The 15252-nt window shown below is 26.5% G+C and carries 17 protein-coding genes; 12 read left to right on the top strand and 5 right to left on the bottom strand.

Annotated elements, in window-relative coordinates; genetic code table 4:
- The first annotated feature begins 104 nt into the window (after positions 1–104).
- The 6 genes from RDJ14_RS01035 (at position 105) to lepA (ending at position 5336) form a co-directional block, all read left to right on the top strand.
- Entirely contained in the window at positions 105–467 is a 363-nt protein-coding gene (locus RDJ14_RS01035; protein ID WP_308149510.1) for a UPF0236 family transposase-like protein, read from the top strand.
- Between the two features lie 161 nt (positions 468–628).
- A complete protein-coding gene (locus RDJ14_RS01030) occupies positions 629–1192 on the top strand; it encodes a hypothetical protein (RefSeq protein WP_308149509.1) in 564 nt (187 codons plus the stop codon).
- Positions 1193–1547: 355 nt separating this feature from the next.
- Positions 1548–1778, top strand: coding sequence for a hypothetical protein (locus RDJ14_RS01025; protein ID WP_308149508.1), 231 nt, complete (start codon positions 1548–1550; stop codon positions 1776–1778).
- A 13-nt stretch (positions 1779–1791) separates the two neighbouring features.
- Positions 1792–2739, top strand: a complete 948-nt coding sequence (fmt, locus tag RDJ14_RS01020; protein WP_308149507.1) for a methionyl-tRNA formyltransferase — start codon at positions 1792–1794, stop codon at positions 2737–2739.
- Positions 2740–2829: 90 nt separating this feature from the next.
- On the top strand, positions 2830–3417 hold the full coding sequence (locus RDJ14_RS01015) for a hypothetical protein (protein ID WP_308149506.1): 588 nt from the start codon (positions 2830–2832) through the stop codon (positions 3415–3417).
- Positions 3418–3524: 107 nt separating this feature from the next.
- Positions 3525–5336: a translation elongation factor 4 gene (gene lepA, locus RDJ14_RS01010; protein ID WP_308149505.1), complete on the top strand. Its 1812-nt coding sequence runs from the start codon at positions 3525–3527 to the stop codon at positions 5334–5336.
- A gap of 26 nt (positions 5337–5362) precedes the next feature.
- On the opposite strand, the gene RDJ14_RS01005 is transcribed toward lepA, so the two are convergent.
- On the bottom strand, positions 5363–5611 hold the full coding sequence (locus tag RDJ14_RS01005) for a hypothetical protein (protein WP_308149504.1): 249 nt from the start codon (positions 5609–5611) through the stop codon (positions 5363–5365).
- A gap of 433 nt (positions 5612–6044) precedes the next feature.
- A complete protein-coding gene (locus RDJ14_RS01000) occupies positions 6045–6290 on the bottom strand; it encodes a hypothetical protein (protein ID WP_308149503.1) in 246 nt (81 codons plus the stop codon).
- A gap of 207 nt (positions 6291–6497) precedes the next feature.
- On the opposite strand from RDJ14_RS01000, the gene RDJ14_RS00995 reads away from it, so the two are divergent.
- The 6 genes from RDJ14_RS00995 to ribF all read left to right on the top strand — a co-directional run bounded on the left by RDJ14_RS00995 (position 6498) and on the right by ribF (position 13332).
- Entirely contained in the window at positions 6498–7703 is a 1206-nt protein-coding gene (locus tag RDJ14_RS00995; protein WP_308149502.1) for a prolipoprotein diacylglyceryl transferase family protein, read from the top strand.
- Between the two features lie 141 nt (positions 7704–7844).
- Positions 7845–8150, top strand: a complete 306-nt coding sequence (locus RDJ14_RS00990; RefSeq protein WP_308149501.1) for a hypothetical protein — start codon at positions 7845–7847, stop codon at positions 8148–8150.
- A gap of 20 nt (positions 8151–8170) precedes the next feature.
- The gene (locus RDJ14_RS00985; RefSeq protein WP_308149500.1) at positions 8171–9208 is read left to right on the top strand and encodes an MSC_0882 family membrane protein; all 1038 of its coding nucleotides are present in this window, start codon (positions 8171–8173) and stop codon (positions 9206–9208) included.
- 341 nt (positions 9209–9549) lie between these two features.
- Complete coding sequence (gene topA, locus RDJ14_RS00980; RefSeq protein ID WP_308149499.1) at positions 9550–11508, top strand: type I DNA topoisomerase; 1959 nt, start codon at positions 9550–9552, stop codon at positions 11506–11508.
- An 8-nt stretch (positions 11509–11516) separates the two neighbouring features.
- Complete coding sequence (gene truB / locus RDJ14_RS00975; RefSeq protein WP_308149498.1) at positions 11517–12464, top strand: tRNA pseudouridine(55) synthase TruB; 948 nt, start codon at positions 11517–11519, stop codon at positions 12462–12464.
- The gene (gene ribF, locus RDJ14_RS00970) at positions 12388–13332 is read left to right on the top strand and encodes a riboflavin biosynthesis protein RibF (RefSeq protein ID WP_308149497.1); all 945 of its coding nucleotides are present in this window, start codon (positions 12388–12390) and stop codon (positions 13330–13332) included. Before truB ends, ribF begins: the two co-directional genes overlap by 77 nt.
- Positions 13333–13486: 154 nt before the next feature.
- Here ribF and RDJ14_RS00965 read toward each other — a convergent pair whose 3' ends face one another.
- The 3 genes from RDJ14_RS00965 to RDJ14_RS00955 all read right to left on the bottom strand — a co-directional run.
- Positions 13487–13666: a hypothetical protein gene (locus RDJ14_RS00965; RefSeq protein ID WP_308149496.1), complete on the bottom strand. Its 180-nt coding sequence runs from the start codon at positions 13664–13666 to the stop codon at positions 13487–13489.
- 133 nt (positions 13667–13799) lie between these two features.
- Positions 13800–14120 (bottom strand): lipoprotein, encoded by a 321-nt coding sequence (locus RDJ14_RS00960; RefSeq protein ID WP_308149495.1) that lies wholly within the window; start codon positions 14118–14120, stop codon positions 13800–13802.
- Positions 14121–14501: 381 nt separating this feature from the next.
- Positions 14502–15252 (bottom strand): hypothetical protein (locus RDJ14_RS00955; RefSeq protein WP_308149494.1); only part of this gene is annotated, 751 nt, incomplete at its 5' end.

The following is a 15252-nucleotide window of genomic DNA, read 5'->3' as shown; positions in this document are numbered from 1 at the left end:
TTATGAATAGTCATTTAATAGTTAATCCTAGTAAAAATATTGAAGTACATTTAGATAATAGATTTAAAAGAGTTAAAAAATGAAAGTAGAAGGAGAAATAGAAAATGACTAATAATTTAAGTAATATTAATAAAAATCAATATAAAGTTGCTTGAACATGTAATAGAACAGTAAATACTCCAATTGGAATAGGAACTTTTAAACAAAGAGTTTATTGAGATAAAATAAATAAAAAACATTATTATCCAATTTATGAAGAATTTGGTATTAAAAAAAGAGCAAGAATTACTAATGATTTATATTTTGAAATATTAGATAATTTAATTCAAAATTTAATAAGTAAAAAAGGTTATTTTAATATTCAATCAGAATTTAAATATACTTCTTTTTCTAAAAATCTTATTTCAAGAATTTTTAAAAATGTAAAAATTGAAAAATTAATACCAGAAAAAAATTTAAAGTATTAGATAATGAAAAATTAAATATATGTGCAGATGATGCTTATATAACTTGTTGAGATGAAAATGGTTTAAAACAGCAATATTGTTGTAGACTTTTAACTTTTAATCTTGGAAAAAAAGAAATTTATTCATATAGAAATAAATTAGACAAGAAAATAACTTCATTTATGTTATTTAAAACTAATAATGCACCAAAACAAGAAGAATTACATAATTTTACAATGCAAACTATTAATAATCATTATGATATTAAATTAAATATATTTGCTATTAATTGAGAATATAATAATTATAATTTAGTAGTTGCTGGTGATGGTGCATTATGAATTAGAGCAATGGCTAGTTGATTGGGTTGTTATTATATTTTAGATAAATATCATGCTTATAGTTATTTATGAAAATCTTTTGTTAATGTTCGTGGTAAACATCAAAAGAAAGCATTTGATTGAACAAAATATATTGATGTAACAACTACTTTTTCAAATGGTAATTATAATGGATTAATTACTATTTTAGAAAATAATCATAATAAAGTTACTAAAAAAACTTATAATTATTTTAAAAATAATGAACAAGGAATTATTAATCAAAATGCTGATTGAAATATTGGATGTTCTGCAGAAAGTGATGTATATCATTTTTTAAAATCTTTAACTAATGGAGCAAAAATATATCATTATCAAACATTAAATAATATGTTAATAGCAAAAGCAAATTATTTAAATACATAGAAGTTATATTAATAGTACTTAATAAGTAAAAATTTCATATTTTTAAAACCTAATTTTAAGATTAGGATTTTTGTGTTATTTAAATGTAATTTTTTAATTATATTTTTTATAATGTTTAAAAATTTATGGTATAATTTAATTAACAAATCATAGAATTTGCAGTTATATTGTTAATGTTACTCATAATTCTAAGGGTTAATCTCATACGTCCATTATTTTAAATAAAAAACACCTAATCATTTTTGATTAGGAGAACTCGAGGGCTATACCCCCTTGCATAACATTAGTTATACTCATATATATGAGTATAATATACCATATTTTATACTTTGTCAATTATGAAAGGAAATTAGGATTGAGTAAAATAGTTTCTGTAAATTCTGATCGTGTGTTTTTTAGAAAAATAATAGAAATGGAGTACAAAGAAATATTTGACAAAAGTATAAACTTAGAATTTTATAATAAAATTACAACTTTAGAAAAGCAAAATCATGAACTATTAGAATTAAATCAAAAACTACAAGCAGAAAACTTAGAGTTAAAAACTCAAATAAATAGTGATAATAAAAGTTATGAGAATAAATAAAGGAGCAACAGTCATGTCAAAAATTAGAGTTTTATTTATGGGAACTACCTTTTTTTCGCAAAAAATATTAACAACTTTATTAACAACCATGAATAATGAAGTTGAAGTGGTAGGTGTTGTTTGCCAACCAGATCGTAAGATTGGTCGTAAACAAATTTTAGTAGAATTACCCATTAAACAGTTAGCAATATCTGCTAATATTCCCGTTTTTCAACCAGAAAAAATTATTGATAGTTTACAGTCATTAACACAATTAAATGTTGATGTAATTATTACTTGTGCTTATGGTCAATTTCTACCCAAACCTATCTTAAATTTACCAAAACAAAAATGTTTAAATATCCATGCTTCATTATTACCAGCATTACGTGGTGGTGCTCCCATTCAATGAGCCATTATTAAAGGTTTAACTAGTACAGGAATCACTTTAATGGATATGATTAGCAAAATGGATGCTGGTGATATTTACATCCAAGATTCAGTAGCAATTACTAATGATGATACGTATGTCTCTTTAACTAATAAATTAATTGTCATAGCCCAAAAGATGTTAGTATTTAATTTATTACCTATTGTTAATAATACCCTAATCCCAAAACCACAAGATGAAGATAAAGTTACTTTTGGTTTTAATATTCTTCGTAAAGATGAAAAAATTAATTGACAACAAAGTGCTCATTTAATTTCATGTCATGTCCGTGGTTTATATGATGTACCAATTGCTTATACAATTTTGAATGATGTTATTTATAAAATTCACCAAGTTGAAGTTACTAATGAAAAATCAACACTACCAGCAGGAACAATTATTGCAATTAACAAATTAGGAATTATTGTTGCTACAATTTCTAATAATATTATTATTAAAATAATTCAATCAGCAGGTAAAAATCCCTTAGATGCCAAATTTTATTTTGGTTCTAAAACCAATGTTATTGCTATTGGTTTAAAATTTAATTAAAAACCATTAGTTAAGGAGTTATCTTTTTCTCATATTTTTTGATATACTAAAGTCATAATTAGTAATTAAACCTAAGAAAGGAAAACTATTATGTATCGTTTTCGTTCCATTAAATACTGTAGCACAACAGCATTAGTTAGTGCTTTACTAGCTATTTTTGGTTTTGCTTCATACTGAATTGTTGGAAAATGAATTGCTATGTCTTTAAACGGCGGTATCATTCAATTATTTGATGGACTATTAGTTGCTTTAACTGCTTTTATCCCAGGACCAATGCTTTTAATTTCTGGAATTGTTGCTGGATTTTTAACTGACTTGATGATTGCCAGTAATTTTTCTTTTACTATGCTACCAGCGACAGTTGTTATTAGAATTTTAATGTTTATCATTATTAGAATATTTATGAGTAAACATTGATACTCTTGTTTTTGAACATTCTTTTTAGCATTATTACCCATCATTATCATTTATCCTTTATATACTTGAGTTGTCTATGGCTCAGCATTAGCCATTATTGAATTATTAGTTGATTGTGTGCAATGTGGATTATCATATGTCATTGGCATTATGTTGTATTGACAATTAAGTCGCATTAAATCACGTAGTAATAATTTTTTATGAAATGATGAAGAATTTAATTATTTGAAAAAAGCACAACCAATGGTTGTCAATGAATAAGAGTTTCTCAAAATATTTGCTTCCACAAACTTATCTTTTTCTCATATTTTTTGATATACTAATTGTTAGTAAAGATTCTTAAAAAAGATAGGTGAAAACATAATATTATGAGTATTGATAAAAAATATATTAGAAATTTTTCCATTATTGCCCACATTGATCATGGAAAGTCAACGTTAGCAGATAGAATTCTGGAATTAACAGGTGCTGTTGCGATTCGTGATATGAAAGCCCAATTATTAGATTCAATGGAATTAGAACGCGAACGTGGAATTACTATTAAGTTAAATAGTGTTCAATTACACTATCAAGCCTTAAACGGCCATGAATATTTATTTCATTTAATTGATACTCCAGGTCACGTTGATTTTACTTATGAAGTATCACGTAGTTTAGCAGCTTGTGAAGGAGCAATTTTAGTTGTTGATGCAGCTCAAGGCATTGAAGCCCAAACCTTAGCTAATGTTTATTTAGCCATTGATAATAACTTAGAAATCATTCCTGTTATTAATAAAATTGATTTGCCAAGTGCCGACCCTGATAAAGTAAAATCTGATATTGAATCAGTACTAGGTTTACCTGCTGATGATGCACCATTAATTTCTGCTAAGACTGGAATTAATATTCGTGATGTTTTAGAGGCCGTTATTACTCATATTCCTTATCCTCAAGATGCTGATGATAATGCACCTTTAAAAGCTTTAATCTTTGATTCTTTTTATGATGCCTATCGTGGAGTAATGGCTTTTGTAAGAATTAAAACTGGTACGATTAAAATTGGTGATAAAATTCGTATGATGGCTTCTAATGCTGAGTATGAAATTACTGAGCTTGGTGTTCGTACACCCAAAGAAGAGAAACGTCAAGTATTATATGCTGGTGAGGTTGGATGATTTAGTGCGTCCATTAAGGTTATTAGTGATGTTCATGTTGGTGATACTGTTACTAATGTGGCTAATCCTGCTTCTGAACCATTACCAGGGTATAAAACGCTAAAACCAATGGTTTATTGTGGATTATATCCGATTGATACTAATAAATATCAAGAATTAAAAGATGCTTTATATAAAGTTCAATTATCAGATGCTGCATTAATTTTCATTCCCGAAACTTCACAAGCGTTAGGATTTGGATTTCGTTGTGGTTTCTTGGGATTACTACATATGGATGTTATTCAGGAACGTTTAGAGCGTGAATACAACTTAACATTAATTTCTTCTTCACCATCAGTTATTTATGAAGTGAATTTAACTAATGGTAATAAATTAACTATTGATAATCCAGCAAAATGACCTGTCCCCCAAACTATTAAATCGATTGAAGAACCATTCGTCAAAGTAAAAATCATGACCCCTGAGCAATATGTTGGTGCTATTATGCAGTTATGTCAAGACAAAAGAGGAGTATATTTAGATTTAGAGTATACTGACAATTTAAGAAGAACATTAACATACAATTTGCCATTAAACGAAACTGTTATTAATTTCTTTGATAAATTAAAATCAATTTCTAAAGGTTATGCTTCATTAGATTATGAATTAATTGGTTATCAAGAAAGTAAACTAGTAAAAATGGATATTTTATTAGCAGGAACAATTGTTGATGCTTTATCGATTATTGTTCATAAAGATTTTGCTTATGAAAGAGGACGTATCTTATGTGAAAAATTAAAGAAATTAATTCCTAAACAAAATTTTGAAGTTGCCATTCAAGCTGCTATTAATAACAAAGTTATTGCTCGAACAACTGTGCAAGCAGTAAGAAAAGATGTTATTGCTAAATGTTATGGTGGTGATATTACAAGAAAACGAAAGTTATTAGAAAAACAAAAAGAAGGTAAGAAAAAAATGAAAGCAATTGGTAATGTCGAGTTACCACCAGAAGCTTTTCGTGCTGTCTTGAAAATTGATGAAGAATAGAATCAACAAACAAAAAAGTTCATATATTACTTTTTAATTTTCATTAATTTAATAACAAAATTAAAAATTGTATGAGTCATAACTAAAATAAATCCAATTATTGTAGAAACTAAACCTATAATTAATCAGTCTGGATAAGGTAACTTTAAATAAATATGAGTAGCCATAATAATAATTCCACATAAATATAAAACTCCACCAAGACCAAAACCAATAATTTTTAAAATTATATTTTCTAATAAAATAATATTTTTTTCAGAAATATTGTTATTCATAATTTTAAATTCCTTTTTTACTTAGTTGTTAACCATGTTATATGCCTAAATTAGTACCATAAACCAGTTTCTAATTCCTTTCTTTAACTTTGTAATTATTTAAACATGTCCATGTAATGCTTTTAATTATACATTCTTTTAAAAATCTTGTTAAGATTTACGAAATTAAAACCTCAATATGTTATCATCGTGATATTAATTGAATTTTAAGACAAATCTTTTTTTTAATTACAGTATTTTTAAGTTTTCCGTGTTATCTTGAAAATTGATGAAGGATAAACTAACAAGTAAAAAAGATTCATATATGAACCTTTTTGAACATTTAATTGCTATTCATAGTACTTATAATTCACTTGTGAAATGCTCCAACAAAAGTATAAAGACTAGGGAGTGGTGCTACTCAATCATAACCAATGACTAACAATACCTTCTGTTACTCATTGGTTATTATTTTTTGGATTAATACTCCACCACCAGCACCAATTGCGGTGTCAGGTGCCGTTTGTGTTTTGACAGCACCATGCCAAGTATAATCGCCAGTTTTAACATCAGTACCATTGGTAACACCAAGATTTGGCTGATGAGAATTATTAAATGTAGTTTGGGGGGTATTAAACGAACAAGTAGTAAGATTAGTAGAAATAATAGTAATTGCTAAAATATTTAATAATGATTTCATAATTAGCATCTCCTTTTAATTAAAAAAACAATATTTTTATTATGTCTATTATTATGGAATGTTTTAAGATATTAGTTACCTATAATAAATAAAAGTATTATAAACCTTCTGTATGATAAATGCTAATGTTTTTTATTTACCTTGTGATTGATAATTGGTTATGGTATTCTATTAAGGACAAATATTTTTTGAAAATGAGGTAATATTGTGTTTTTTAATCTAGACTATGTTGGACCCCATGGCATTACTGATACGTATGGTGGATGGTTCCATGTTTATTCTTTTGCTATTATGTCAGGTATTTTTGCATCTATAATTGGTTCATGAATTAAATTTCGTCGTTATCGTGTTCCTACTGATTCTTTAACTTGATCAATCGTTTTTATTATTCCAGCAGCTTTATTTGGTGCTAGTTTTTTAGGGAAAGATGACCCTAATAATCCTATGCCATTCTGAAGTAAGTTTGCTTTTTGACATGGTGGTCTGTCAATTCATGGTGGTGTTTTATTTGGAATTATTGCTGGAGGTGTAATTTTTTATATCGTTGGTCGTAGGTATAAAATTTCTTTATGAATTTATGGTGACTGTATTATCCCTAATATTTTATTAGGTCAAATCTTAGGTCGTTGAGGTAATTTTTTTAATCATGAGTTACTAGGTTCAGCTGTTAGTTATGATTCTTTATCGTGATTACCAGCGTTTATTCGTGATAACTGTTTTAAATTAGTTGATGGTATTCCGGAAATGTTAGGTGGTCATATTGTTTATCGTGCACCTATGTTCTTGTATGAATCACTTGGTAATTTAGGATTATGAGTAGCCCTTACCTTCATGGTTCCTAATCTTGGAAAATGATTTGGTAAAAAACCGTGAAAAGTTGAGCCAGATAAATATAGTTTTAACTTTGGTCAAAACTTTAAATATTGAACAGTTACAACATTTAATCCTAAATATTGAAGTAAAAAAAACCGTGATGCTAATCGTTTAACATGAACTAAAATGTGAAATGATGTCTATTACTATAATAAAGTTCCTGAGAATGTTGTTACTAAAGCATTAGCAGAAATACCTGAACTCAAAACTACAGGTCATTGATTTAATGATTACAAACAAAGAATAAAACACCGTAGTGCTGTCAGCAAAATACTTTATGAAATTAATAATCCGCAACATTATCGTATGATGTATGCTGGCGTTCAAATTGGATTGTACCTTTTTGGTTGAAATATGATTCGTTTTATTCTAGAGTTACAACGTGATCCACAGGATTTATTTTTAATTAATCGTCAAGCGCTTGATTATACAATTATTTTATTAGTAGCTTGTCTTGGATTAGTAATTGCAGTACTTGCCCAATTTGTTATTCCTAAATATTTACGTTCACACGGTTGAACATATGAGAAAGAATATTAAACATATTCTTTTTTACAATACTAATGAATTTTAATAATACATTAAATAGATAATAGTTAATAGAGTAAGGGTTTTTGTTATAATATTAATATAATATATTATGGAATAGTTATATTAATTGCAAATATGAGGTGATTAAAAATGTTATTACCAATGAGTGCTGATGATCCTAATATTATTAATTTTTTAGGTTTTAGAATTCGTGTACAAGATTTCTTGGCTGTTGCTGGGGGATTGGCGTTAATAATTTTTTTAATTTTATTAGCTATTTTATTAATTATGTATTTACGTAAAAGAATGACTATTAAAGGATACTTAAGTCTAGAAGAAAAGGATTATCAAGTAGAAGATAAAATTTTGCAAATTGAACATGAAATTAGTAAAATTCAACGTAAGTTTTATTCAACTAAACATGCAACCAAACGCACAAAAAAATATTTTAAATAGTTATATTGTAGGTGATATTTATGCCAAAATTAAAGTCTAAATTATTTAGTAAATTATTTATTCAAAAAGAAAATTTATCATCTGCTGATAAGTCTGATAAATTGCCTAATGCTAATCCCTATTTTAATAATGTTGTACCACCTTCTATTAACAACAATAATATTGATGCACCTGATGTGAATAATTTTTCTGAACCTAAACATTTGCAAGTAACTAGTTCATATATTGTTTCATTACAAGAAAAATCAAAAAATACTGAAAGTTTTAGTACTACACCAAAATCAAACTACTACGAACCACCACATTTATTTAGCACTATGGCATTAGTAAGTTTTAAAAATAATTTTAAAATTCCTAAACCAATTAGTCGTGAAATTAAATCAGAAAAGTTAAAGCAGTTACTATTATTACTAATTAGTTTTGCTTCATTAGTTGTTACATCTACTTTTATTGGATTATTCTTTGGAAATGCTAAGCATAAGTATATTCCTCATCCTGTGCTTATGATTCCATTAACCATTATTTGCGCAGCGATTGTTTTAATAAATATTATTGAATTTTTAACATTACGTAGAGAAGTTGATTTATACATTGAAAGAACTTTAAAAGGTTCATTACTACCACCAAATTTTATTATTAGAAATTACCATAAAATTCATACTAATTTAATTATTTTAAATTGAGTTTGTATTAGTAGTTATATTTGTTTAGGAATTGCTATTGGTATTATGTTTTTAATTAGTGGACAAAAACTAACATTTATTGTTCAATCTTGAACTGTGCAAGTACCTAAACTTACTCAAGATGCTGTTACATTAACAATTGTTTTAGGCGTTATTTTTACTATTCATATCATTAATTTTGTATTATTTAAATTTCGTAAACGTAATATTATTAGTTATTATGGTTATGAAATCATTAATCCACAAGAACTAAATGAGTATAAGAAAAAAGTTAATCGTATTTGTATGTGAATAGTTATTGGTTTTGTTTTATTAATTTTATTTGCTATTATTATTCCCATTATTGTTGTTAAACGCCGTAGACGTAAATCGTAATAACTTATCTATATAATTCAGGAAATTAAAAATCTATTGTTGATTTATGATAATTATCCAAGGAGTAGTAAAAATTAGTGTCAAAAATATATGTAATATTTTTTTCATAATCTTTTTCCACTTTAAAAATACTTTCTTACTAGCATTATAACATGCATTAATGTTGTAAAGAAAATGTGATTTAAAGGTGAAACTTGTCATTATCATAAAAGACATTAGCATATTATCAAATAAAAAAGGCATATTCAGAAAAAAATATTGACTTTAAGGTTAAACTTATATATATTACAAACTAGTTATTTTAAATAAAACTAATGTGAAACACAGAGGAAGGTTACAAGATGCCATCAAAATTAGTAATTATGGAATCTCCAGTTAAAAGTAAAGCAGTACAAGCATATTTAGGTGATGACTATTTAGTATTATCTTCAGATGGGCATATTCGTAATTTAGCCATTAAAGGGCAATATGGTTTAGGAATTGACTTAGATACCTTTGAACCTATTTATAAAACTGATCGTAAAAAAATGCCTAAAGTTAAAGAATTAAAAACCAAATCCAAAAACATGAATCATGTCTATTTAGCAACTGACCACGACCGCGAAGGAGAAGCAATTGCTTATCATCTAGACCAAGTTTTATTAACTTCTGGTAAATCATCACGAGTAACATTTAATGAAATTACCAAAGATGCTATTTTAGAAGCTTTTAAATCTCCCCATGAAATTGATTTACCATTAGTTCGTAGTCAAGAAGCACGGCGCATGGTTGATAGAATTATTGGCTTTCGTTTAAGTAATTTACTACAAAAGAAAATTGGTTCACGCAGTGCTGGAAGAGTACAATCAGTAGCATTAAAATTAATTGCTACTCGTGAACATGAAATTACTAGTTTTGTTAGTGAAGAATTTTGAACAATTACCGCAACTTATCAAAATCAATTAGTTTTAAATTGTGAAAAATATAACAATGAGCCATTAGTAATTAACAATGAAGAACAAGCAACAGAAATTAAAAACGCATTGTCACCTAATTATGAAGTAGTAGCAATTACTGAACAAAATCGCAAACGTAATTCATTAAATCCATTCACTACTAGTACTTTATTACAAGCTGCTTCAACACAATTAAATTTTAGTACTGCTAAAACAACATTAGTTGCTCAACAATTATATGAAGGAATTAATGTTAATGGTAACTTAACGGGTTTCATTAGCTATCCTCGTACTGATTCTATTCGTTTAAATCCTAAGTTTATTGATAGTGCTAAAGAGTTGATTATTAGCACTTATGGTCAAGATTATCTTGGTCAAACTAAAGAACAAACCAATAAGAAAAATGTTCAAGACGCTCACGAAGCCATTAGACCAACTGATTTAACTATGGATATTAAAACTGCTGCTCCTTATTTAAATCGTGACCAATTAAAACTTTATAGCCTAATTTACTTTCGTGCTGTAGCATCATTAATGGCACCTGCTCAATTAATTAATACCACTGTTTTATTTAATAATAATAATTACCAATTTAAAATATCTGGTCAACAAATTAAATTTAAAGGTTTTTTAACACTTGATGAAGTAAGCCTTGATGATGAAACAACTTTAAAATTACCAAAATTCGAACAAGGACAAATTATTCAAGTGGAAAAAGTTGATGCACTGCAACACTTTACTAAACCCAAGCCCCGCTATAGTGAAGCTAAGTTAATTAAAACCTTAGAAGAATTAGGAATTGGTCGTCCATCAACTTACAATCCTATTATGCACACAATTAAAGAACGCGGGTATGTGATTATTGAAAATAAAGCATTTAAAGCTACGGAAAAAGGTTTGTTAACAAACGATAAACTACAAGAATTTTTTTATGATATTATTAATGAAACATACACTTCGCAAGTTGAAATGCAGTTAGACCAAATTGCCCATGGTAATTTTGAAATGCATCAAGTGGTCAAAGATTTCTATTCTAAGTTTGAACCACAAATTGATGATGCTTTCGCTAAAATGACTGAGTTTAAAATTAAACCCATTTTATTAGACCAAGACTGTCCACTTTGTGGGGCACCATTAGTACAAAGAACAGGAAGATATGGTAAGTTTAATGGTTGTTCTACCTTTCCTAAATGTCGTTATATCCAAAAACAACAAATTAAAATTAAACCATGTAATATTTGTACTAATGGGTGAATGGTAGTTAAATCATCAAAGCAAAGTCGCAAATTTCTGGGGTGTACTAATTATCCCGACTGTAAGCACGTAGAAAAATATCAAGAACCCACGGACAATGAAATAAAGTAGGTGAAAAAATGTTAAAAGATTATTTATTATTAGTGGACAAACCATCATTTATGACATCACAAGATTGTTTGACAATCATTAAAAAAAGATTAAAATTAGATAAAATCGGGCATACTGGAACTTTAGATCCATTAGCAACAGGATTAATGGTTGTGCTTGTTAATGAAGCAACAAAACTTAGTGATTTTATTTTAAAAAGTGATAAAACATATATTGCTAAAATGCAATTATTTTTAAAAACTGATACGGGTGACATTACTGGAAAAATTATTGAAAATAAACCACATATTAAGTTTAAAGAAACAGAAATTATTAATGCTTTAGAATTTTACAACAACCGTGTTTATGAACAAATTGTTCCTGCTTATGCTGCTGTTAAAGTTGACGGAAAACGGCTTTATGAATATGCCCGTAACAATATTGCTGTTGAATTACCAAAACGTAAAATTCATATTAAGTCTTTAAAACTAATTAGTATTAATAATGACATTGTTACATTTGAAGTTGTTTGTTCGAAAGGAACTTATGTTCGTACTTTAATTAGTGATATTGCGCGTATTTTACATACCTCAGCAACCTTAACTTACTTACGAAGAACGCAACAATCAGGTTTTGATTTAGCAAATGCAATTAGTTTAGACAATATTAGTCATGAAACTGTTGCTAAAAATTGTATTAGTATTTATGATGGAATTAAAGAAATTATGCCTATTATAATTGCGCAAAATACCAAAGATATCCTTGATGGTAAGCCCTTAACTGTCCAAGGTACTATTAAAGATCCATTCATCTTAGTAGTTAGTTCTCATTATCAGCCCTTAGCTATTTATCGTTATCAAAATAATAATATATATGTTAGTCAACGAGGTTTTCATCACGATGAAAGAAATAAAAATTCAGATATCAAAAACACAAAACTTGAAAATCAAAAATCTGAGTTTTCAAAGTCTTCTTAGTAGTAAACCATTAATTGCTTGTTGAGGATTTTTTGATGGTATTCACCAAGGTCATCAAACATTGTTTAATAAACTAATAACAATTGCTAAAACTAATAATTATGAAACGTGTATTATTAGTTTTAATGAAAAACCACAAAGTGTTACTGATGAAATTGCTAATCAAGTTTTATTATCTAAAGAAGATAAAATTAAACGTATTAATGATTTTGGGATTAATTACTACTTAGAAATTGAATTTACTAAAGAATTATCAAGAACATCACCACAACAATTTATTGCATGATTAATATCATGTGGTGTGAAGAGCGTTATTATTAATCGTAATGTACGGTTTGGATATCAAGGTCAAGGAACGATTAAAACGTTACAGCAATCATCATTACAAGTTTATTTATGCGATGATGTTTTTGTAGGAAATCATGATAAAGTATCATCAACACTTGTTAAACAATTATTACAAAATAAGGATATCATTAATGCTAACTTATGTTTAGCACCTAATGAGTATTATATTACGGGGAAAGTAGTGCACGGGATTAAAGAAGGGCGTACTATTGGGTTTCCTACTGCTAATTTAGAATTAAATACTAATTACGCGCTTCCTGGGGTTGCTACGTATATAACCGTAACCCAAGTTGATGATAAGTGATATCAAAGCATGACAGTCATTATGATGCGTAATAACGTACCTTTGGTGGAGACTTATCTTTTAAATTTTAATCAAAACTTGTATGATAAAGTAATCACGGTTAAGTTTTTGACTTGATTACGTGATAATTTACGATTTAGTAGTTTAGATGACTTGAAAGTACAGTTACGACAAGATTTAGAAGATACTGTTGATTATTTTAAGAATCATAGTTAAAAAAATATTAATTAGCAATAACCCTTTTAATAAAAAAATACAAATTCTTGGTATTAAATCTAAAGAATTTATTAAAAATAAAGAGTATAAAATATTATAGCGAAAGTACTGAATCTGTTTATTTTCACTTAATTTATGAAAAATATAATATTAGTTATGATTTTGTAGTTTCTTGTAATTTTTTTAACTTTAATTTTAATCTTTCTTCTCTCTTTTTCATGGCAATAGAATTATCTTTGCTATTATAAAGTAATGCGTAACCAATAACTAAACCAAATATATTAATTGAAATAAATAATAAAATCATACCAATAGCATTATTTTTATTACACATTTTTATTCCAAAATAAATTAATGTTATTTAAATTGGTAGAATAACAATTAAAGAAAGTATTAATATAGCAATTCCGCCACTTTCTGCAAAACTAGTATTTACATAATTATTCATTTAATGACTCCTATTATTCTTATTTTAAATATATTAATTTTATTCCTCCTCTTTCTACTCAAGCTTTATTTTCATTTATATTAAGAACTGCATAATTACCCATAAATGTATTTATCCTTATATCTAAAGGCAAATTTTCTGTATATAATTTTTTTTCTAATACTTGGTAATTTAATGAATATCCTATTATGTACATTTGTTTTTCATGGAAATTGTATATTATTTCTCCTTTATCGTTTATTTCGTATTGTTCTATATTATTGTTTTTGCACGCAATCACACTTGAATTTGTAGTAAAACCTAAAATTATTACTCCTAAAATAATTAATAATTTTTTCATATTTTTCTATTATTCTTTCTTAATTTAATATCACACAAAAAAGAGTAATAATAAAGTTACCTGAGGTAACTTTATTATTCAATAGTATTTAGTTCATTAGGTATAGGTTTTAGTATAGGTAATTTATTTTTACTATTATACAGTAAACAAACACCTAAAATTAAACCGATTATATTTAAAGATATGAATAATAATACTACTCCCCATGAATTATTTTGTTTACAGTAAATATATCCGAAAAAAACAAATAGTAAATACATAGGAATACATAATAATACAATAACTGAAATTAATACTATATCTAAAACTGGCACTTGCAAAAATCCTTTCTTTAAGTAAACTTTAATTGTAAAAATATATACTTTTTAAGTATAGCAATTATTATCTAGGATTTAATATAATTTTAGTAATATTAGCATTTACTCTTGTAATTTCTCTTCAAGCATTAGCAAAAACAACTTTATTAAATACTTTTTCATAATTTCCACCTTCTACTTTTCCTAATGAAACATTTAAGTAAATATCTCAATTTAAAATTCCTTTTGAATTAATAATTTCAAAAGAAACTACTTTACTATTTATAGTTGTATAACTTTCTCTAAAATCTTCTGAAAATTTAAATTGATAAGAGTTTAAAACATATTGTGATTTATCAAAATCATAATAAGGATTAGCTCATGCTTGATAATAAGGAAGTCCATAAATTATAGTATCTCAAAATTTATTAGTTGTATATTCTTCATGTTGATTAGAAAAAATAATATCTAATATGTTAATTACTTTTGATGTACTTATAGTTTTAGGATTTGCAAATGTTTCTTGAGTACTATATTTAGTAGTTAATTGATTTTGAACATAAACTTCTGTTTCTATATCATAATCATAATATATTGTACTTGATTTATAGTATCTATTTAAATCATTGATAGTATAAATTAATAATGTTGGGTCTAACAATGATTTTAAATCAATATTTTTTGTTTCGCTCATAGTTTGATTAAATTCTAATCATTTACTAGTATTATTAGTTGGCTTTTTAATATTACTAAAATTATTCAAAGAAATAGTAGGTTTATAAGCGATTTTATTTGCGTTTAAGTTTAGATTAATAACTATTTGTTTAGCAATGATA

The organism is Spiroplasma sp. AdecLV25b (assembly GCF_030913225.1).
Taxonomy (GTDB): domain Bacteria; phylum Bacillota_I; class Bacilli_A; order Mycoplasmatales; family VBWQ01; genus Spiroplasma_E.
Note: the sequence above shows the minus strand (reverse complement) of the source record. Positions and strands in the feature narration are given on the sequence as shown.